Raw genomic sequence first — 20106 nt, forward strand, 5'->3', positions numbered from 1 at the left:
ATTGTTTTTGGAGTTGAATCATTTCCATGAAGTCATCTTGTCTAATTTCGCTTTCTGTTTCATGTATCCTTTTGACAATTTGATTAATGTTCACACCTATTCGATTCACCTCTGTTTTTAATGATTTAATTAATTCAAAATCGATCACGTTAATGGCTCCGTTCATTAAAATCAAACGTGCATAGACAGAAAAATTGTTTATTTTTGCGTCATTCATTTTGTTTTTGATATAGTCATTTTCCTCTTCATTGACAAAAAATATTTTTTGAATGGGTCTCTTTCTTTCCATCCTCTTTCTCCAATCTGATTCATTTTTTTATTTTGAGAATATGTAAAATTTGCGTCACTTTTTACGAAGCCATCATGTTTCCAAAATGGCTTTTTCTTTTTGGCGAGCATAGCATTTGTATATACAAATGCGTTTTCACAGAAAAAATAAGCACGTCATTTTTTCAATGACCTGCTTATTTTTTTGTGACTTTGGGGAGTTCCCCAATCCCCCTACATGCAACCTGTATACAATAATTGGGCATAACTGTTTGCCTATCCCATTCACTCAATAAGCACTCATATTCTTCTTTATTGCCTTAGAAAATATGTTGATAAGTATATGTAATACCTTTGACAAGTTCCTCCTGAACCTTGTTCAATAAGACCAAATATTTTTTTACGTTAATGGTTTCAAATCGCTAACAACGTTAGCCTAATCATTCATATACAAGCTAGGATAAACTCTCTATGTTAAGTGTTACGTGATAATTGTGTAAGACCGTTTGCCTATCCATTAAATCAATAAGTAACTCATATTCTTCTTCATTGAGTTGAGAAATAAACTGATAAGTATATTCAATGTCTTTAACAATTTCCTCTACTCCTTTCACTTCCTCTAGTGTCTTTTTCAATAAAGCTAAGCATTTTTTTTGCGTTAATGTTTTCAAATCTATAGCAACGTTAGCATAATCATTCATATACGAACTAGGATAAATCATATCTGCTAATACAATCACAACAACTTCACTGTTCTGTTTATTCATCATAATGGTATACTCCTTTACTCTCTCTATTTAAATTATCAACTAAATGTTTAACACTTGAGGAGACTGCTTTTTTTGAGGTTGATTCTCTTTTTCTATTACCAAATTTTGTTGTTGCTGTATCGCTTCGTCTAACTGATCAAAAAATTTATTTGGTCTAAATGTTTTATTTCTGATTTTTGCAAGTGTCTCATCTATCCGTTTAATGAAATCTTTAGAGGTATCTAAGATAACACTAAGCTCATACTCTAAATCTTGGTAATTTATTTTATCCTCAGCATACATGTGTAAATAACCAAATGTAAACTGGCTACTGTCTATACCTAAATGTCGACAAACCACATATGCTATACTCTCCGCTTGTAGTTCTCCTATATTATAGTCAGGTGTTCCCATCTTAGCGTCCTTTTCTTTATGTAATAACACATGCGCACTTTCGTGACAGAGTGTTTTAATAATATGTGCTTCACTCATGCCACGATTACTAATGACAATTTTATCTCTTTTTGGTATATAATAGCCATTACTTCCTTCACGTGTTGCCTCAAAAGATATAGACACCTTTTCCTCTTGTAAAATATGGCGAATCGCTCGATAAATATTTTGATAATCTACAACATTTCCTTCTAACAAATGCATTGGACTAGGTAATGCTTTCCCTTCTGTTTGTGACACATCAAAAACTGTAGCTAACGTAAATTTTACAATCTGTTTTTCTTGACCTTTTTCGTCAAGTAATGGTCTTCCGTGCTCATCTTTTAATGGAATAAAATAAGGTTTATAAATTTTTAATCCTTTCTCTCCCTGTTTAACTTGTCGACCAAATTTGCGCTTCCAATCACTGTACGAGGCAATGAGTGTAGCATTTGGATTCTGACTATAAATCATAAAATTGTTATGCAATGAGTAGCGATAAAACTGACTCATTACCTCTAAAAATTTTAAGTATTGTGATGAATTTGTATAGTGTTTAAGGTTATCTTTGAGGTGCTGCTTTAATCCTTGAATATCTTTATTTTTCAGTAAATCATCTAGAGAAACGCTTTGTTCGATTTCCTCAACTTTATGATTAGTAGGTTTAGAATGTACCTCTTCGTCTTTTGAGACATTATCTATTAGGTGATCACCATTATTTGATACTTCTAAATAAACGTGCTCTGAACTGTCTAAATTCTTATCACCATAATAGCGTTCTAAAAAATAATCTTCTTCGCCAATTGCCTGATATAATGCTTCAAATAACTCTCTATTTACAGCATCTCCATCACCAATATCAATGCGTTGATATTCTGTCACTTCTCCATTAACAAGATGTGCAAACTGACATTTAAAATACCCTAAATACGTGTCTGTTAATTGATTGTTTAGAGATGTTTCATTATGTTGTTTAACTTGGGAATCTAGCTGTGCTAATTCATCTAATAATTCTTTAGTCACCTTCTCCCCTGCGTAACTTCTAATCACTACACTATCCTGTTCTGTTTCATTAAACTCAACAATCCAATACTCATCAAGTTTTTCATTGCCCTTATCTAATTCTACATATTCACTCTTTAACTTTTGAACTGGCTCTATAGATTGTTTATCACTTGCTTGTTGCACGCTTAAGATGTTAAGCAATTCTTTTCCTCCGTCTTTAATATATTTGTCATTAATCGATAATGGCTCTATAGTTCCGCCACGTTCTCTGTATATGCCTAAGATGAGATTGTGTCGATCCAACTGATCTAAATGAACATTTAAACGTTGATTCAATTTCAGTAAACTAGCTGGGAATGTTACTTCTTCAGCTGTACGTAAAGCCAACAACAAATCTTTATCACTTGAACGAATGGCTTTATCTAATGCTAAGTGATGTAATTTAGGAATAGATGACACATCACTAAAATAAAATGCCTCTGTGTCTAAAATATTCTCTAATTCAGGCAAAACTTGTAATTTCTGGAACATAGCATCATGATTAGCGATTAATATCTGATCATAAGTCCCTTGTCCATTCGCAAAATCTAACAAGGTTCGTTCAGCTGTTTGACCGGATTTAATAGGAAAAAGACCTGTCAAATGCATAAAATGTTCTTTCTTAAAGGTAATAGCGACACAATGCAGTGCTTCATTTTCTTGATAAGCATAAATAATACGACTATCTGCTAAGGTGTCCAAATACCATTTGGCTACTTGTTGCAATTGTGCAGCATAACGATTTAATTTTTTTAATTCTTTATCTGTAATAGGGTGATAATTTGTCTTATGAATTGATTTCTTCTCCTCATTAATGGTAAAATGGAGAAAAGGTTGAGACCGAGTTTGACTTGGTGACAAGTCATTCAAAGGGTGTGATTCTTTCACATCAAGTAGAGGTGCTGCTTGTTGAGTCATCTCAACAAAATCCCCGAGTTTAGTCTCAACGGAACCCTGCTCCTGAGATTCAGGAGTAGGGTTTATTATGTTTTCTTTATCTGCATCTTGTTCTTCCGTATATTCTTCAAGGAAAGTATTTTTGAACCATTTTGTCACTTTAGGAACAAATGTCCATTTATTTTCTCTTGCTAAAGTGTCGTTTAATTGCTCTTGCAAGGCTTCTAATTGTACCAATTCTTCTTGATAACGCTGAATTGTTTCTTTCGTCAATGTTGATTCTCCCTTTTCATATTTAGCAATTTCTTGTTTTAATAATGGGATATCTTCAATAGTCATTTCTTTTGTCATATCTAAACTTTTCTCCTCAACTTCCTGCTCTTGTTCATGCTCACCCTCTAAGCGAGTGTCTTGAGGAACAGGCTGTATATGTTCTTCACTCGTTTGCATTGGAGCATTAGATGGTTCAGTGCCTTGTTTAATGTGTTCAATAGACTCTTGATTAGTCTGAATAAAACGTATATATGCTTCTTTATGTTGGTTCATATTCGCCTGTTGAGTCGTTAAGACCTCGTTCCAATCTTTAAGTTTAGGAACATCAGTGTCAAATATGATCCCTTTTCCTTTCAACTTGTCAATAAATTCTAAGCCTTTTGTGTCATTGTCAACAGCTAATGTGATACGGTGTCTATTCTCAGCATCATGAAAATAAGTCGAATGCTTGCACACATGTTCTAACGTTTCCGAAATCACACTCAAATTAACAACATATTCCGATTGCCCATTCATTTCTGCCACCAATTCCATAAAATAACGTGACATAGTGCCTTCCTTTAAACCGTCCATAGACACTAAACGCACATTAGATAACTCCTTTTGATGTAATTCATAATAACTCATCAAATCGATAGGTGCCTCAAAGAAAATAAGACGCTCAGGTTTACCGATTGACACATTAAATCCACTGTGTTCTTGTGAGTTATACATGATTTGTTTAAGAAACCCTCGTTTAGCATAACGTTCTTCATTAGGTTTAATGCCTTGTAAACTCGCTCCAACCATATCTCCACGATTATCAAAAACCTTAAAGACAAGCACATCTTCTTCAAAGCCATCCTTTAGCTTACGATGAGCTAAAGCAAGTAATCCTTTACTTAAGAAAAAATTGACCGTTTCATCAGATAGTCCACGATAATAGGTCAAATAAGCCCTCGCTTTATCAAAAGATTTTTCATAAGGCTTTAGTGTGTACTTAAACGGTCCTTTCTTAAGTGCTCTTTCTTCAATCTTAACGTGTTTAAAATCTCCTGTTTCTAAAAATTGCATGGCTTCTCTAAAAGACACCCCTTTAACAGTTTGGACTAATGCTATCGTATCCCCTGTAATATCTTGAGAAAACCATGAAAATATATTTTTCTTAGGGTTAATCACAAATGAATCATGTTCATCCCAAGAATAATATTTGCCTTTTCTAATCAATCCCATACCTAAAGATTCAGCCACAGAGACAATATCCATAGCTTTTGCTTGTTCCTTTGTCAAACTCATAAACTTTTCCCCCTTTCAATTGTTTGCGTATCTGATAGAATGACATCATGTGGATCAGTCTGTTCTTCAATACTTTTAAATCCATTGTGTGTGTATTCTTTTTTACTCCATACCTGTTGCATCATATGAACACTCCTTTAATCCTAAAAAAAAAGCATATACAGTACACTGTAAATACTTTAGTCATAGCTCCATTTCTTCAATTTCTTCTTCATTCAATTCAATTAAATTCTCTGTTTCTACATTTGCTTTAAATTCTTCAATTGCATTCATATATCGGACATAACGATACCATTTGTCATCATGTGGACTACTGGATAATAAGGAAGCATGTTTATGATACTTAACATGCGCTTTTTTATCTCTAAAAATATTTTGTTTTGCCATGATTAACAAGGCTTCATCAACACCTATCGTAGCAACCTCATGAACTGTTAAGACATCTCGAGCGAGTTTACTATGTTGTGTACTGGTGCTCCCATGTTGGCTTCTTGTTTCTGATTGATTACTATCTTGAATAGTTCCTTTTCCAGCACGAAACGACACATATTCTAAAGTATCTTTATTATTACTTCCCAAATACAGTAACGTATCACATGTATCTAAAATCACTTTCGCCTCATCTTTACCATACACAACGTCCAATTGATGAAGAGATTGTAAAATCATTTTCATTGAGATTTCTCGATTACGAATAACAGCCAAATACTTAGATAAATGAGGAATTTTTCCAATTTGAGCAAATTCATCCGCAAAAATTTGAAGATGTAATAAATCCACTAATAATGTCCCATTTAAAATGGCATCAGACGTTTTAATACACGTTTCAAATACCGTTGTCAATAATAAGGCTGATATAAATTGATAAGATTCATTATTTTCTGGCATATTAATAAACACTGCTGTTTTAGTCGTATTCCACGTTTCAATAGCCATCGTATCATCTTCTAATAACACACGGACATCATCGTGATCAAATACAGAAAAACGTGAAGCAATAATCGCCAACACGCTTTTTCGTGTATCGCCATCAAAATTCTTATTAAATAAATCCCATTGTTTACAAGCATAATTACCAGGTAATGCTTTTTCCAAATCCTCAAATAAGATTTCAACAGGACTCTTCACCTCAGGGTGTTCTCGTCGAAGATGTCGGATTAAATCTGTAACCATCGGTAATGTAGCAGTGTACCCACTTAATTGACTATCAAAATATAAATACCCAATTAAAGCTCTTGCCAGTAAGGCTTCAGCCTGTATCCAAAAATCTTCCCCTTGGTTCTCACTCTTTTTCGTTACCGTCACAATAGTATCAACTACCCTATCAATATCTGTTTCTTTGGTCATATAGTTAAACACATTGAATCGGTCAGAATTCAAAAAAGTGATTAAATCAAAAATTTTAATCTGATACCCTTTTTCTTCATAAAAATGACCTAACTCTCGAACCAATAGTCCTTTTGTATCCGTAAAAATATATGAACCAAAGCCTTGCAAGGCATTTGGTTTAACAAACGTGAATGTTTTCCCCGAACCAGGAGCACCAATAACAGCAACCGTTTTATTAAGTTGTTTCTCATACGGTAAGCGCTGATTAATCAATCCCATTCGTGCTTTTTCTGTGAAAATCATATTATACTCTTCAACTTTATCTTCAAAAGCCTTTAACTCTTGATACGTTGCATATTTTGCACTCCCATGTTCTTCTCCATAGCGATAAATCCCCTCTCTTTTTACCCTTAAATACGCTAACAAACTCATTGAAAAACACAACATGCCCACGCTAATGGACGGCGTGGTAAACGTCAAATCAATTAAGGGATAATCCATCACATGCTGATATATCCACTCTATCTTGTTTAACCCCAAAAAATCAGAATCAAAATTCGGAGCATAGCTATACCGTTTCACTAAAACATGCCCTATATAAAACAATACTACCCCTATAAGAAAATAGGGGAGTATTTTTCTTTGCTTCACGTCTTTCATTTGCTTAGCCCTTTTGCTTTATTTGTTTTGTCAAGAAATTCATGTATACTTATCTTTTCTTCTGTTTGTTGTAAGCCTTGTTTTTGTTCTACCTCTTTTGCAGTTTTCTCTTTATACTCCTTTAATTTTTCAGTAACTGTTTTTTCATGAGGGTGTTTTTTTACGCTATCCGCAAATTTTTTTGGTTCTTTTATAATATCTTTAATCACCTCTGAAAATACTTTTTCTACAATTGCCTTATGCTTTAGTGCATAAGCCATTAACGTCTTACTCTCCGATTGCTTATAAAACGCAAATCCAATACCGTAACGTTCAAGCTCTGTCTTTAACTTATCCAGGTTAACTTCTGTTGTTAACAAATCTTGTACATCAACTTTATCTGCACCAGATATAAACTTTTGCCATTCCGTTTCACCCAAAAATGTTCGCATACCTTTTAATTCCATTATCTTATCCACACTCAAAAATAACGCTTTTAACATAAAATCTGCCATAATTTGTCCTGTGCGTCCAAAGGAAATCACAATGTGTTCTTCATCCATAATACATCCTTTCTATACTAAAAAAAGTTCCTCTTATTTATGAGGAACGTCACATCACATGATTTTGTTTATTGATGTTTAAAGCATTCTGTCCAAGTAATTCTTGTAAATCTTGAAACGTCATATTTTGTCGTACTAGACTCACTGTAATAATTTTAGCACGTAGTATTTCAATGCTGTCATCCAGTTTTGACATCTGTTCAATTGTTTTATCCAGAATGTCTTGACACCGTTGCTTTTCTTTTTCTTTTTTTAAAAGTAATTGTTGTAATGTACTTAACTCATCTTTCTTTGTCATTATCTCTCTTCTCCTTATCTATTGTGTCGTCTTAGGGGTATCTAAAGTCACTTTTTCTAATCGATTAACTAATAACGTTTCTTCTTTTTCGACATAACTCATTTTAATTGTTTCTGTAACATGTTGGTTCAGTTTTTTGGAATAATCCCCTTTTTTCTCAAGAATGGTATATGTATACTTTACTGTAGCAATCACTTCACGCCTATCTGCTGAAATATACACAATAGCATCTTCAAACTCTTGATCGACAATATATCCTTTATACGCTTGCTGCCTAGCGGTATTTTCTTCATCGACTACCATTTGATACAACCCCTCTGTCATAAAAGGTTTGTATCTATTGCGATTTTCTTCTAATTGTTTCTTCGTATAATAGACAATTAAAAACTCTTTGACCTGTTCGTATTGTAACACCGTTTTTTCTTTTGGTGTTTCCTGCACTTTTTGTTGTGTCGTGGCTTGTTGGTGTTGCTTTGCCCTTAAACTATCCCCAACAATATATCCCATCACAAATAAAAGTGTGGCAATAACTGCTATAGCTATTCGCTTGAACACTTTAATTAATCTTAAATTTATCATTCTCTACCTCCTTTTAATCAAGTTGCAAATACGCTTTAGGATCAAAATAATCTGCCCATAAAGATCGTGAAAACCCTAAATGTAAATGGACTCCTGTTGAATGACCAGTTGACCCCATTGTGCCTAAGCTCATACCTGATTCAACACGTTGCCCTGCTGTCACCTGTAATGAAGAAAGATGGAAATAGTAACTGTAATAATGCTCATGCTTAATGACAACCGTTAAACCTGTCTCGTTATCATGTTGAGCATGAATAACATCCCCACCTTCGACTGCATAAACAGGAGCATTTACTCTACCGTCTTTATACACTAAATCTACCCCATTATGTGTATTTTCGTAAAAACGTCCATCTTGAAGAATCAATTGTCTAAACTCTCCAAAATGACTTGTCATCACCACATCCTGCATATTTCCAAGAGGTTGCCCATTTCCAGAATAATTTAAAAAAGCTAACCAAGAACGTGCTGAAGCCACTCGAGCGTCTAGCTTATCGCCAGGATTTCCTTCCCAATGATTTAAAAAATATTCTGTCAAAGTAGACACATCTTCAGACGAAGATAAGATATTCAAAAATAACTGCCGATAAAAAGGCGTATCTCCATTTGCCATAAAATCAACTTGTAAATCCATATCATACCACTTTTTCCCTTGACTTTTGGCATATTCTCTTAATAATGTATGGCGAGTAGACCCATCACTCGTGTCCGTCCACTGTCCTAATCCAATGCCTCGTTTTAAAATATTAGGGTACTTCCCATAGATGTCCATCCCTCCAATGCTCAGCCAACTATCATTATCATACGAGCCCTCATCTGTTTTCCCAATAGGCGGACTTAAATAATCCCCTTCTGCCATTTTAGACTTAATCTCACTCTCTATATCAAAATTACCTAAAATGGCGGCTATGGACTCATGAGTAGCTTCTGGAAATCTTTGTTTAATCGCCTGTACAAATTGTCTAGCTCGACTTGCTTTTTGACTATTCATCACAGTATTTGTCATGACAGATGTTTTTTGCGTATAGACCACCCTAGGTAGATAAAAGCCTATATTAACACTTTTCCATTCCATTTCCTCTTTCCCCTCGGCATCTCTCTTTCCATGTTTACGTGGTCTTTTTTTCTCATATAACACATCTTGATTCCCTGTTGCTTTCACTTGTCCAAAAAACTCTCCTCTTTTTATGCTTTGTTGATGCCTCACACGTATGCCTACAACTTGCTTAAATGTTATTCTTTGCTTTTCCGTTGTGATAATGACATCATCGCCCTCTATAGTAACTACTCCTGTTAAAGGGGCATATAACTCTTGTCTAGGCGTTGCTTTAAAAGTCGATATTTCGGATAAGGTCTCTTTATCTTCGTATCCGTATCGTTTAATAATCTTTAATGTTCCCGTATGCTCAACAGATAAAAAATTACTCAACTCTACCAAACTAGCATATTTCCCAATTTCGTTATGCGAGGATACCATCGCTTGATAGTCCTTTTGTTCTTTGTCTGTCAAATAATAATCCCCTGGAACAGTATATAAATCTTTCATGGTTTTTAATGCTTCTGGTTTACTATTTATCGCTTCCCATAATACTTCTAGATAATTTCTCCCTAGTATGCTGTCAGGGAGTGACGTTTTAGGTTTGATAAAATGTCTATCAGCTATCGTGTCATAACGATAATTAATATAAAATAAATAGTCATCTATATCAGAATAATACATCACTTGATGAGTTGAACGCTCTCTATCTAACTTCGTAAAGTATGTCCACGTATCCGTCAAATCAAATTCATTCTGTTTCACTACTCCCACACTAAAAAAAGGGGATAATATGAATAAAAGGAGACATGCATTAAATACTCCAACTAGAGAAAATGGATTTTTTAGCACGTTGATAGCCATACGTTTCAATGGATTAACAAATGATTTGTGAACTCCTCGTATCGTTTTAGCATATTTTGATTGCTTAAACTTATGGTGCCAAGATAACTGATGAGGTGTTCTTACAAATCCTCTACCTTTAGACGTGTTATATGCTCGATTCCCTAATTCGTAAATCTTCTTTACTATCCATTTACTGCTCTTTCCATTAGCTTCCCCAAATTTTTTTAGCGTATGAACACTCTGGCTAGCCTGTAAGTATCTTATCCGTGTATGAGCTAATTGAGATAAGACTTCGTCCTCTTGTAAAATGTCACTATTCAAGTGATGTATATTGTGTTGAGTCGATTGCATCGTTAAATAGCGTATTTGTTTACTCTTATCTCTTTGTTTTTTCAATCTATGAAATTGTTTCTTTTTCGTCTTATACTGCTGCTTTATCTCTTCTAAATTATCCTTAAGAGTCAGCATATCTGTATAAGATAACTTGAGTCGTCGATAATCTTTTCTCTCTTTTTTCAATTGATATTTAACAGTTTTGAAATCACTTTTTGCCGTTTTTAACTGTTGACGTTTTACTTTATCAGTCATTATTCAGTATCCGTTTCAACCAACTGATATAATGTAAAATGCTTTGGAATTGGATTTTCAAATGGGACAATTGTCCCACCTGCATAAATTAATCCTGTTCCTTTGGCTTTAGGGTGACTAATATACTTAATATGATCATCAGTTAAAGTAATGACTTCTTTCAAAACGGCTATATCGGTGTTCTTTTGTTTCAGAATCATCATAAACTCACTATTTGACAATAATTTACGTCCTTCTTCAATGGCATAAATTGTTTCAATATTTTGTGTAATACCCGTTGGAATGGCACCGTATTTACGTACTCTTGAATAGAGTTCTGTAAAGAAAATAGCTTGTTGTGGTGTTCGCAAATAGAGTTGTAACTCGTCAAAATATAACCATGTCGTTAATTTTCCTTTATTATTAATCACTTGATTCCAAATAAAATCCTGTATCACTAATAAAGAAAAAGGTTTTAATTTTCCGGAGAGATGTTTTAAATTAAAAATAACGACTTGATTGCTCAAATTCACATTCGTTTGATGTGAAAAAATACTTTGTGAACCAATGGTATAAATTTCAACTTTAACAGCCAAATCTTTTGCGACTTGTTCAGGTTGTTCCAACAACACACTATGCCAATCAAACAAAGTGGGTCTTTCATAATGTTGATACACATAACGTGTTACCCTATCAATAATCGTCACTTCTTCATCAGATAACATGTCTAATACAGATTCAAAAATACTAATCAATAAATTGGCTTTATTTCCAACTGGATCTTTGGCATCTTTTCCCTCTAAATTATCCAAATCAGGCAAATCTAATAAATTAATATGGGTTGTCGATCCAATAGACATATCAATTTGTTGCGCATTAAACGGTTCTCCAATGTCGCTATATTCATCCTCAGGATCAACGATAATAATGCGATCATCTGGATAACGTAAAATAGTAGGAATCACCTCATTAATCTTAACAGCAAAAGACTTTCCGCTTCCTGAAACACCAACAATAACTCCGCTACCTGTTAATAAATCTCGTTTTCTATCCAAAGTAATCAAATTATTAGATAATTGGTTTTGCCCATAATACAAGGCTTTGGAAGATGATGAAATCAAATTAGTCTGTGTAAAGGGAACTTGAGTTGCGACATTAGCCGTTGTCATACGTCTGGTTAACTTTTGCCTAATATCAACAAAACACTCTCCAATCGGTAATACCGTATTCAGTGCTTCTTCCTGATAATAATAAATATCTTCAAATTTAACCCCTAAACTTCCCCCTGCTCTTGTAATCATGGCTTCCATTTCTTCAAGTTGTTGTAGTGTATCAGCTTTTAATAAAATGGCAATCAAGCCTTTAAACACTTTTTGATCATATTCCTTGATTTCTTGTTCCCATTTTTTAGTGGTTTCAACTGTTTTTTTATCTTTGTCACTTCCCACAAACTCTTCAGACAGAAAAACACCTGACTGTGAGGCTCTCTTTTGTGACTTAATCAAACTAATCCCTGCATCAGTTTCAGCCTCTTTAATATCATTAAGCACTTCAGCTGTATCATATATTCCTGCATTAATGACTAATGCAAACTCAATGCCTAACTGTGACAATTCATAAATTAATTTATCACTCATACTCTTTGGAAAATGGCGAATATATTTCACCTTAGCAAACGTATCATCTAAGGCTAAGTATTTCTCATGAATGTGAATACGATTAGGCACGATAAAAGATTTTTCAGATAGCCCACTTTGTGCAATATCCTCTTCATTGTAAGGAAAACACACATCGCTTCTTAACATCTCTGCAAACAACGCCAAACGCTGTATCCTGTCTAATGGTGTTAATGAAGCATCTATATGTTTAAATTTTTCTGTCAATTGAATGGTTAAATCTCTAAATTTTCGCTTGGCATGTTCTTCATCAAAGCCGTCTAAGGCAATAGTCATATACCGACTTAACTCAAAAGCAGTCGCATTTTTTTCAAAGCGTTCACTCATCAGTTGGTTGTATTCTTGACGGTAAATATCGTAAGAATCCTCTAATAGTGGATAATGGAATTTATATATACTTTCTTGAGTAATGCGTCTATTGACCACTAATAGCTGATAATTCGCATTATTTTCTAAGGAATTAAGAACATTAGCATACGTGTCAATAATATTGATTTTATCATCATAAGAAGACATCGTATAGGCTACATCTGATAAATGATATGTTTGTGAATAGCGATTATCTGTTATTGTCATGTGCCCGTACCTATCCATCGATTGAAATTGAATGGTATTTTGTGTGGTTGCACGTACATGACGTTCTTGCCGTTTTTTTTGTGTATTTTTCCAAAATAGTTTCATTGTGTCCTCCTTCAATCAAGTTCTGTTTGATATACTCGAGTAGTTTCTAGCGTAAAAAAATAGCATTTCTCTTGTAATTCAAAATGCCTATCTGCTGAGACGCCATAAAAGACAAGAGGAAACACAAACAGCACATCACACACTAAATACAGCACATCTGGTAACTCAAGCAAAATAACCCCTATCGTGACCAGCACACCTAAAACCATACCTGCATATAGACATACCAAACGCATATGTGTTCCCTCTTCTTTTGGCAAATCAAAATCATCCAAGAATTCTGAACCTAATTTTTGCATAACTCTATCCAACCCCCACTAACTGTTTCACTTTTCTAGTCATTCCAGCAATCATTAAAATATACATCACTCCTTTAGCAATTGAGGCAAATGCTGCGCCTAAATCTCCACCACTGGCTTGTCCCACCGCTTTCAATATGTCATCTTGAATAAGATAATTGTATACAACGGATACCACCAGCAAAACCATACCACTCAACACATAAGCTATGTATCTCTTGAAAAAATTAATAGTGATGGAACGCAAACTATCCGACATGAAAAAAGCAACTAATATTGGAGCAATCGCTTTTAATATATAAAGTTCGACAAATCGCATAAATATTAGTAGCAACAAGATTAAGTTAGCAATAAATTGAATAACTTTTCCAAACAATCCGACAATCATAGCTTCAATCCACCCATTAATTTCTCCTGGATCAAATTCATATAAAAATGATTGAAGTGGTACAGCATTATTCACTATTTTTATGAGAATAGTCCCTAGTTCAACTAAGGCATCTAATATCGTATCCGACATTAAAATGAATAGTACCGAAAAGATATATTTAATAATTAACTCAATAAATAGTTTTTTAGTGATACTTTGTCCTCTACTCTCTAACAGCTTTTTCCAATTGTTCATCTCAAGCAAGAAAAATATGCCCAATAGAATAAACGCTATTGGGCGTAAAGCTGATGAGATTAAACTCATTCCTGTATTCGCATGAGATGAATAACTGGATAATGTTTTGGTTAATTCATCAACATTCATCTGTTTACCTCACTAAAACGTAATCGAATTCAGTGCAGCTATAATGGCAGCCGAAATTGAGGCAGACACAGCTGCAAGGACGCCACCATAAATAATGGATTCTAATCCATCGTCTTGTTTATTTTTATCTTTGTTTTTACGTCCTTGAAGATAATCTATAAACCCTGAAAACGCCCAAAACAAACCGATAACAACGGCAACAGTTCCTAAAACTGTCACTAATTTAGCCACTAATTCCATAGTTTACTCTCCTTTTCCATTTAATCTCTGATGCATACACTTTTTTAATATCCCAATAGCCAACCCAATTAATAGCGACCCTGTCAACATGGAAAATTCATGAGCAGCTGATTGCTCACCTGTGTAGGGGAGCATGTGCATCTTCTCTTCTTTCTTAACCATAGCACCTTGTTCCTCTTTTTGATTGATTTCTTGTTGAGTGGTCTGAGCAATGTGTTCCCCTGTTGATTGTCTAAGTATAGGTAGTCCAGGTATTTTTGAAACGTCTGGAGTTACTGGTAATCCTGAATCTTTTGACAACTCTGGTGTCACTGGTAGTCCTGGATCTTTTGACAACTCTGGTGTTACTGGTAGTCCTGAATCTTTTGGCAATTCTGGAATTCCTGGTAACTCTGGTTCTTTTGGCAATTCTGGGATTCTTGGTAACTCTGGCTCTTTTGGTATCTCTGGTGTCACTGGTAGTCCTGGATCTTTTGGCAATTCTGGTGTCACTGGTAACTCTGGATCTTTTGGCAATTCTGGTGTCACTGGTAACTCTGGTTCTTTTGGCAATTCTGGTGTCACTGGTAACTCTGGTTCTTTTGGCAATTCTGGTGTCACTGGTAACTCTGGTTCTTTTGGCAATTCTGGAATTCCTGGTATCTCTGGATCTTTTGGCATCTCTGGTATGCCTGGTAACTCTGGTTCTTTTGGCATTTCTGGTGTTCCTGGTAACTCTGGTTCTTTTGGCAATTCTGGTGTACCTGGTAGTTCTGGTATACCTGGAAAACCTGGGATATTTGATTCCTCTAACACATGATCTTGCACAGATAGTCCTGTTTCTGTTGGACTATCTGCAATAATTGGTATACCTATGTCAATCACATGAACCAGATTAGTCGACTCAATGACATCTTCATTCGCCAAAACCACATGAGGAACACACGCAAGGCTTGTCAATAATGGTATTGCGAGTGTTAGTTTCTTTTTCATATTACTTACCTCCATAATAAAAAGAGTTAGAGGATTACACTAACTCTTATTTCATTTGTATGTATAGAAAAACGACAATTGTCGTTTTTTATCCCATCAAGGAACAAACTGCTCCTCAATATGTTGTTTATGCGTTCTGTTTTCTTCGTAAAATCCATGCTCCACCTAAAACAGAAACAAAACCAATCCACGTAAACAACACACTGTTCTCACTTCCCGTGTATGGCAGTACGGGTTGGCTAACTGTAAAGGATTGGTTCTCATCGGTATTGTCCACATGTTCACTGATAAGGTGTCCTTTTTCCACTTTTCCATTGTGTTCACTAACGTCAAATACTTGTTCCATAATGGTGTATTTACCTGCAGGTAATTTACTTGTATCAATCTTGTCTAGCCTTACGCTCACTTCTCCGTTGCCGTCTAGTTCTAAAACTTGTTCGACTTTTTCGCCAATTATCTCATCAGTACCGTATTTAACAACCCATGTACTGACTAGCACTTTGCCGTTTTTAAAGTCTGTATACGTTAATGTGTCTACAAGTTCCTTATGTTCACCTACCGTCATGTCTTTTGTGCCACCAATTTTGGCAAATGTGTTGATTTTTGGTTCTAATACTTTAACTGTTTGCTTTTTATTGGCTAAATCAAAGTGGACTGCCACTCGTTCGCCTTTACGGTATAATTCTTCTCCGAATACCGTATCGCCATAATGTCCCACTGGAACGTCAAAATAAAACACTTCTTGATGTGTGGTGTCTGTTGCGATAAATGTCCGTTTTTGTGTGCCTAATAATTGCCCACCCCCTGTAAACATATTAGCGACTGCTTCATATTCTTGACCAATGACAAGGTGACTAAAGTGTGCCACTTCTTTGATTTGTTCATGTGTGTAGACAACTTTACCACCTGTTTCTGATGTTGCTTCTGTCACAATCGCTGGGATGGGTTCATTGGCTACTTCAATTGGTTTAACGTTTTGGGCTTCTTTTCCAATCACTTCAAAGAAAAATGGTGTAGGGTTTAATAAATATCCCGGTAAAGTTGCCACTTCTTGAGTGAAATAGTGTCCATATTCTAAATCTTTAAACACAATTTTTCCATTATTATCTGTTGTGTACGTGCCGACTTCTTTTTCTGTGTAGTCATCTAATACAGCAACTAAACGGAATGTTGCTCCTGCAATCACCTCTTTACTTGAAGCGTCCACTTTCACTAATTCTTGTGACCCACGTTTTAAGGTGTTTTCAATCACGATTGTCTGTGCCATAGCAGCATCTTGACTTGATACACTCACTTCAAAGGCTTGTTCATTTACGGTATACGCTTCTGAAGAGGATATTTCTTTAGCGTAAACGCTCATTTCAGACGGGATATGGTTAAAAATTACCGTGTCATGACCTGTTACACTTTGTAATCCCACTAAAGTATGGGCAGGTAACACCACACCATTTTCATGATATGCCTCTTTTGTGTATAATCCAATTGTTGCAGATTGGTCATGAGTAAACTGTTCAGACTGTTCAAAGATTTTTTGAACTGGAATGCTTAATGTTTTACGCTCATTGTATACAGATAGACTTTTCACATCTAAACGGACACTTTGGGCTTGAGGGGTTAAAGACACACGATACACCGTATTGTCTGTCATATACCCTTTCGGAGCAGATACTTCTACCACATCATACTCTCCTAAATCAAGTTCAGGTGTACGTAACACTTGCCCTGCTTGAGTTGTTACTGTAAAACTCTTTCCTGTGTTCACATTAGTCAATTGGAACGTTGCTCCACCAATAAGTTGGTCTTGGTAAACTGGTGTATGCACACCGTTTGCGTCTGTTTGCCAACTTGTTAGAACTTGCCCTGTTTTTGATAATGTAATGACACCTTTTTGAGCAGCATTTTTAAAACGAACCGTAACCAGCGTATCTTCTCCAGTAATATCAATTGTCAATGGCTTGTCAGATAACACGTAACCAGTTGGTGCTTTCACTTCTTTCAACGTGTATGTGCCATACGTTAATTGTTGTGGTAAAGTCACTTGACCATTCTCATCTGTTGTGAATGTATTAATGGTTTGCATAGACGGATACGTCACTTGTTGACTAACCAATTGACCATCCTTGAACAATTGGAAAGATACTCCACTGGCTTTAATCGTTTCGCCTGTGTCCTCGTCAACTTTTACAATCTGTACATAAGACTTTTTAGCGTTGTTTTCAACAATGTAGTGATAAATCTTTCCATCTTCTCCAGTTGGTTCAACAGTAATTGGTTCAGTTGATTGATAGCCCTCTGGAGTATGTTCCACTAATTGATAACGATCATCTTGACGTAATTCCTCTGATATGGCATAACCGTTTGCGTCTGTGACCATACGAGACACTACTTGATGTGTGTTTAGAGAAACAATATCAAAAGTAATGCCTGAACCTGCTGCACGAGTACCTGAACCGTCTAAAGCTGTATCTAAGTGTTTAGACACAGAGATACGCATTTTTTTCACGACATTTGTCGCATTTACCGTCACCGTTTCGCCTGCAGGAACGCTCACAGAATACACTTTGTCATTTAGGCGGTACGTTTCTTTAGTACGTAGTTCTTTAATATCAAATGTTTTTGAATCTAAGTCTGTAAACTCCAACACACCATTTCCATCTGTTATTCCTGTTTTTAATGGTGTATCGCTCCCTTGTTCAAACACACCGAACTCTACATCAGATAACGGTTGTCCTGTTTCACTATCTGTTTTAACAATTTTGATGTTACCGTTTTTGATGACGTTCAAATTAACAGAACCATATTGTGGGTCACCTAAACGTAAATTCGCAACTGTTTGACTTCCAGGAGAACGATAAATTAAAGATGTTCCATAAAATCTATTATTTTTATCTTGTCTAAAGAAGAGTTTTCCACCTTCAGCTTGTTTAGTAGCTGTTATTGTCAACTGATTACCATTCACAGATGTTGTAAATCCATTAATTTCAGACGGAATAACTAAATTTTGAACGACATTATACTCATCTGTTAATGTTATACTTTCACCAACTTTAATAGTATGTGCACTATTTGACCATGAAGTAATATCTTTATACACATTAACTTTATTTAGCACATCATTTTTAAACGTTTGATATTCCTCTAAACTTACTTCTCTAGTCGGGCTGGTTAAGTTTTTTAGTTTAGAATTTAAACTTTCCCATACCATAAGACGAGTGTATAACCATTGTTTCTTACCTGGATTACTGTTATACCCAAAATAAGTAATTAACTCTAGTTCTCTTAATTTAGCCTTATCCACTCTAAAAAAGCCATTAGGATCTGTGATTTCAATATCATTAAACTCTTTTCCAGTATAAATGACACCTAGTAATGCCTCTGTATTTTTATCTAAGCAAAATACAACATTTCCATTAATTTTATAAATATAACTATCTTCATCAAATGATAAAACCGTGGAACCGTCACGTAAAATCTCAGCACGATAATTGATGCCTAATGGTTCCTTTTCTAATGCTCCTATATCATCAGCATATACGATTCGAGAAGATGTTAGGTTTATTCCACCTATCAAAGCTGCCATTAATATGCCTAATACTAATACGATTGTGTTTATTTTTTTAATCACGTTTTTACACTTCCTTTTTTTAATTTTACATTTTCATATATAATATACGTCTTTTTTTATATTTTACATAAAATAAAAAAGCCCTAATAATAGGACTTTCTATCTGTTTAATCTCCCCATTCAACTGTATAAGTAGTTGTCCCGTCTGAATAAACAATCGGTAACACATGGTATCCTCTTTCGATTTCACTTTGTTTGTCATAAGCCCAGTTATTTGCATTATCAAAACTGGTAAACTCTCTACCGCTATTTCCCATGCCACCCATAACAATATGTCGTTGCGTAGTCATTTGGGTTGTTTGTACCGTTGTTGTCACTGGGGCTTGCGTGGTTTGTACGACTGCCTGTGTCTGAACTGGAGTAGGAGCTTGTGTTGTACGTTGAGCGTGTGCTACAGGTTGACTGGTTTCATCTTGACGTGGTGCTGAACTGTGGTTCTCTTTTACCTGTGTAGTCGCTTGTGCGTGCTGTGTTGCTTGGTGTTCCTGTTGTTTTTTCTTCACTTGCTCTTTTACCTCAGCAAGTTTTTCTTGTAGTTTGACCTTGTCTTGTTGATTTTCTATAGCATCTATTTCTTTTTCAATTTCAGCAACATTTGTATCTGCACTCACTTCTACGGCAAGCATACTTTCTACCTTACTCTCTTGAGCAATCTCACGAGATGATTTTGTTGTTTGAGATTGTACGCTTAACTGTGTTGTCGCTTTGGTTGTAGTACTTTCTACTTTTGCAATTTCTTGTTTTTTCCCATTCAATCCAAATATGACTGCTCCACTAAATAACAACACAATGACAATCCCAATCCCAATATATATCTTATATTGATTAATCCACTCTTTTACCTTTTCAACATTCATCTCAACTACTCCTTTACTTTTTTGTTTTTATTATATCGTTTTAAAATCTAATAAACAAGCCTTTTTATACTTGATTTTCCATATATTACACCATTTATTGTATAGTGATTTAAGGTCCATCTGGTTCTTTCCAGTCGTTTACCTCCCTAAAGACAGTAAGCCACGCTAATATCTGTTCATCACTTTTACTTGTGACACTAATGTGACG

At 35.1% G+C, this 20106-nt stretch carries 16 protein-coding genes; all 16 read right to left on the minus strand.

The annotated features are described in order from the left end of the window. A partial coding sequence (mobC, locus tag E4T68_RS05700; protein ID WP_135124990.1) for a plasmid mobilization relaxosome protein MobC occupies nt 1-289 on the minus strand: 289 nt, incomplete at its 3' end. A gap of 433 nt (nt 290-722) precedes the next feature. Continuing rightward, nucleotides 723-1037, minus strand: coding sequence for a hypothetical protein (locus E4T68_RS05705; protein ID WP_135124992.1), 315 nt, complete (start codon nt 1035-1037; stop codon nt 723-725). A 39-nt stretch (nt 1038-1076) separates the two neighbouring features. Continuing rightward, nucleotides 1077-4937, minus strand: a complete 3861-nt coding sequence (locus E4T68_RS05710) for a PBECR4 domain-containing protein (protein WP_135124994.1) — start codon at nt 4935-4937, stop codon at nt 1077-1079. Then, the gene (locus tag E4T68_RS09910) at nt 4934-5062 is read right to left on the minus strand and encodes a hypothetical protein (RefSeq protein ID WP_255518878.1); all 129 of its coding nucleotides are present in this window, start codon (nt 5060-5062) and stop codon (nt 4934-4936) included. Before E4T68_RS09910 ends, E4T68_RS05710 begins: the two co-directional genes overlap by 4 nt. 58 nt (nt 5063-5120) lie before the next feature. Continuing rightward, complete coding sequence (locus E4T68_RS05715) at nt 5121-6926, minus strand: VirD4-like conjugal transfer protein, CD1115 family (protein ID WP_135124996.1); 1806 nt, start codon at nt 6924-6926, stop codon at nt 5121-5123. Next, entirely contained in the window at nt 6923-7468 is a 546-nt protein-coding gene (locus tag E4T68_RS05720; RefSeq protein WP_135124997.1) for a hypothetical protein, read from the minus strand. Before E4T68_RS05720 ends, E4T68_RS05715 begins: the two co-directional genes overlap by 4 nt. Nucleotides 7469-7517: 49 nt before the next feature. Next, nucleotides 7518-7766, minus strand: coding sequence for a hypothetical protein (locus E4T68_RS05725; protein WP_135124998.1), 249 nt, complete (start codon nt 7764-7766; stop codon nt 7518-7520). 18 nt (nt 7767-7784) lie between these two features. Further along, the gene (locus E4T68_RS05730; RefSeq protein WP_135124999.1) at nt 7785-8345 is read right to left on the minus strand and encodes a hypothetical protein; all 561 of its coding nucleotides are present in this window, start codon (nt 8343-8345) and stop codon (nt 7785-7787) included. A 13-nt stretch (nt 8346-8358) separates the two neighbouring features. Further along, complete coding sequence (locus E4T68_RS05735; RefSeq protein ID WP_135125000.1) at nt 8359-10815, minus strand: phage tail tip lysozyme; 2457 nt, start codon at nt 10813-10815, stop codon at nt 8359-8361. After that, on the minus strand, nt 10815-13151 hold the full coding sequence (locus tag E4T68_RS05740) for a VirB4-like conjugal transfer ATPase, CD1110 family (protein WP_135125001.1): 2337 nt from the start codon (nt 13149-13151) through the stop codon (nt 10815-10817). Before E4T68_RS05740 ends, E4T68_RS05735 begins: the two co-directional genes overlap by 1 nt. 11 nt (nt 13152-13162) lie before the next feature. After that, nucleotides 13163-13450, minus strand: a complete 288-nt coding sequence (locus tag E4T68_RS05745; protein WP_135125002.1) for a hypothetical protein — start codon at nt 13448-13450, stop codon at nt 13163-13165. A gap of 4 nt (nt 13451-13454) precedes the next feature. Beyond that, nucleotides 13455-14204 carry a type IV secretion system protein gene (locus tag E4T68_RS05750; RefSeq protein WP_135125003.1) on the minus strand — a complete coding sequence of 250 codons (750 nt, stop codon included), beginning with the start codon at nt 14202-14204 and terminating at the stop codon, nt 13455-13457. Nucleotides 14205-14216: 12 nt separating this feature from the next. After that, complete coding sequence (locus E4T68_RS05755) at nt 14217-14444, minus strand: hypothetical protein (RefSeq protein ID WP_135125004.1); 228 nt, start codon at nt 14442-14444, stop codon at nt 14217-14219. A gap of 3 nt (nt 14445-14447) precedes the next feature. Beyond that, nucleotides 14448-15416: a hypothetical protein gene (locus E4T68_RS09950; RefSeq protein WP_305037783.1), complete on the minus strand. Its 969-nt coding sequence runs from the start codon at nt 15414-15416 to the stop codon at nt 14448-14450. A gap of 127 nt (nt 15417-15543) precedes the next feature. Further along, nucleotides 15544-19041 (minus strand): SpaA isopeptide-forming pilin-related protein, encoded by a 3498-nt coding sequence (locus E4T68_RS05765; RefSeq protein WP_135125005.1) that lies wholly within the window; start codon nt 19039-19041, stop codon nt 15544-15546. A 107-nt stretch (nt 19042-19148) separates the two neighbouring features. Further along, the gene (locus E4T68_RS05770; protein WP_135125006.1) at nt 19149-19898 is read right to left on the minus strand and encodes a hypothetical protein; all 750 of its coding nucleotides are present in this window, start codon (nt 19896-19898) and stop codon (nt 19149-19151) included. Nucleotides 19899-20106 lie beyond the last annotated feature (208 nt).

Origin of the sequence: Granulicatella sp. WM01, assembly GCF_004570605.1 — a bacterium.
In the GTDB taxonomy this organism is placed as follows: domain Bacteria; phylum Bacillota; class Bacilli; order Lactobacillales; family Aerococcaceae; genus WM01.

Coding starts and splice junctions, on each gene's coding strand:
- E4T68_RS05705 (WP_135124992.1), bottom strand. CDS start 1,037: ATGATGAATAAACAGAACAGTGAAGTTGTTGTGATTGTATTAGCAGAT.
- E4T68_RS05710 (WP_135124994.1), bottom strand. CDS start 4,937: ATGAGTTTGACAAAGGAACAAGCAAAAGCTATGGATATTGTCTCTGTG.
- E4T68_RS09910 (WP_255518878.1), bottom strand. CDS start 5,062: ATGATGCAACAGGTATGGAGTAAAAAAGAATACACACACAATGGATTT.
- E4T68_RS05715 (WP_135124996.1), bottom strand. CDS start 6,926: ATGAAAGACGTGAAGCAAAGAAAAATACTCCCCTATTTTCTTATAGGG.
- E4T68_RS05720 (WP_135124997.1), bottom strand. CDS start 7,468: ATGGATGAAGAACACATTGTGATTTCCTTTGGACGCACAGGACAAATT.
- E4T68_RS05725 (WP_135124998.1), bottom strand. CDS start 7,766: ATGACAAAGAAAGATGAGTTAAGTACATTACAACAATTACTTTTAAAA.
- E4T68_RS05730 (WP_135124999.1), bottom strand. CDS start 8,345: ATGATAAATTTAAGATTAATTAAAGTGTTCAAGCGAATAGCTATAGCA.
- E4T68_RS05735 (WP_135125000.1), bottom strand. CDS start 10,815: ATGACTGATAAAGTAAAACGTCAACAGTTAAAAACGGCAAAAAGTGAT.
- E4T68_RS05740 (WP_135125001.1), bottom strand. CDS start 13,151: ATGAAACTATTTTGGAAAAATACACAAAAAAAACGGCAAGAACGTCAT.
- E4T68_RS05745 (WP_135125002.1), bottom strand. CDS start 13,450: ATGCAAAAATTAGGTTCAGAATTCTTGGATGATTTTGATTTGCCAAAA.
- E4T68_RS05750 (WP_135125003.1), bottom strand. CDS start 14,204: ATGAATGTTGATGAATTAACCAAAACATTATCCAGTTATTCATCTCAT.
- E4T68_RS05755 (WP_135125004.1), bottom strand. CDS start 14,444: ATGGAATTAGTGGCTAAATTAGTGACAGTTTTAGGAACTGTTGCCGTT.
- E4T68_RS09950 (WP_305037783.1), bottom strand. CDS start 15,416: ATGAAAAAGAAACTAACACTCGCAATACCATTATTGACAAGCCTTGCG.
- E4T68_RS05770 (WP_135125006.1), bottom strand. CDS start 19,898: ATGAATGTTGAAAAGGTAAAAGAGTGGATTAATCAATATAAGATATAT.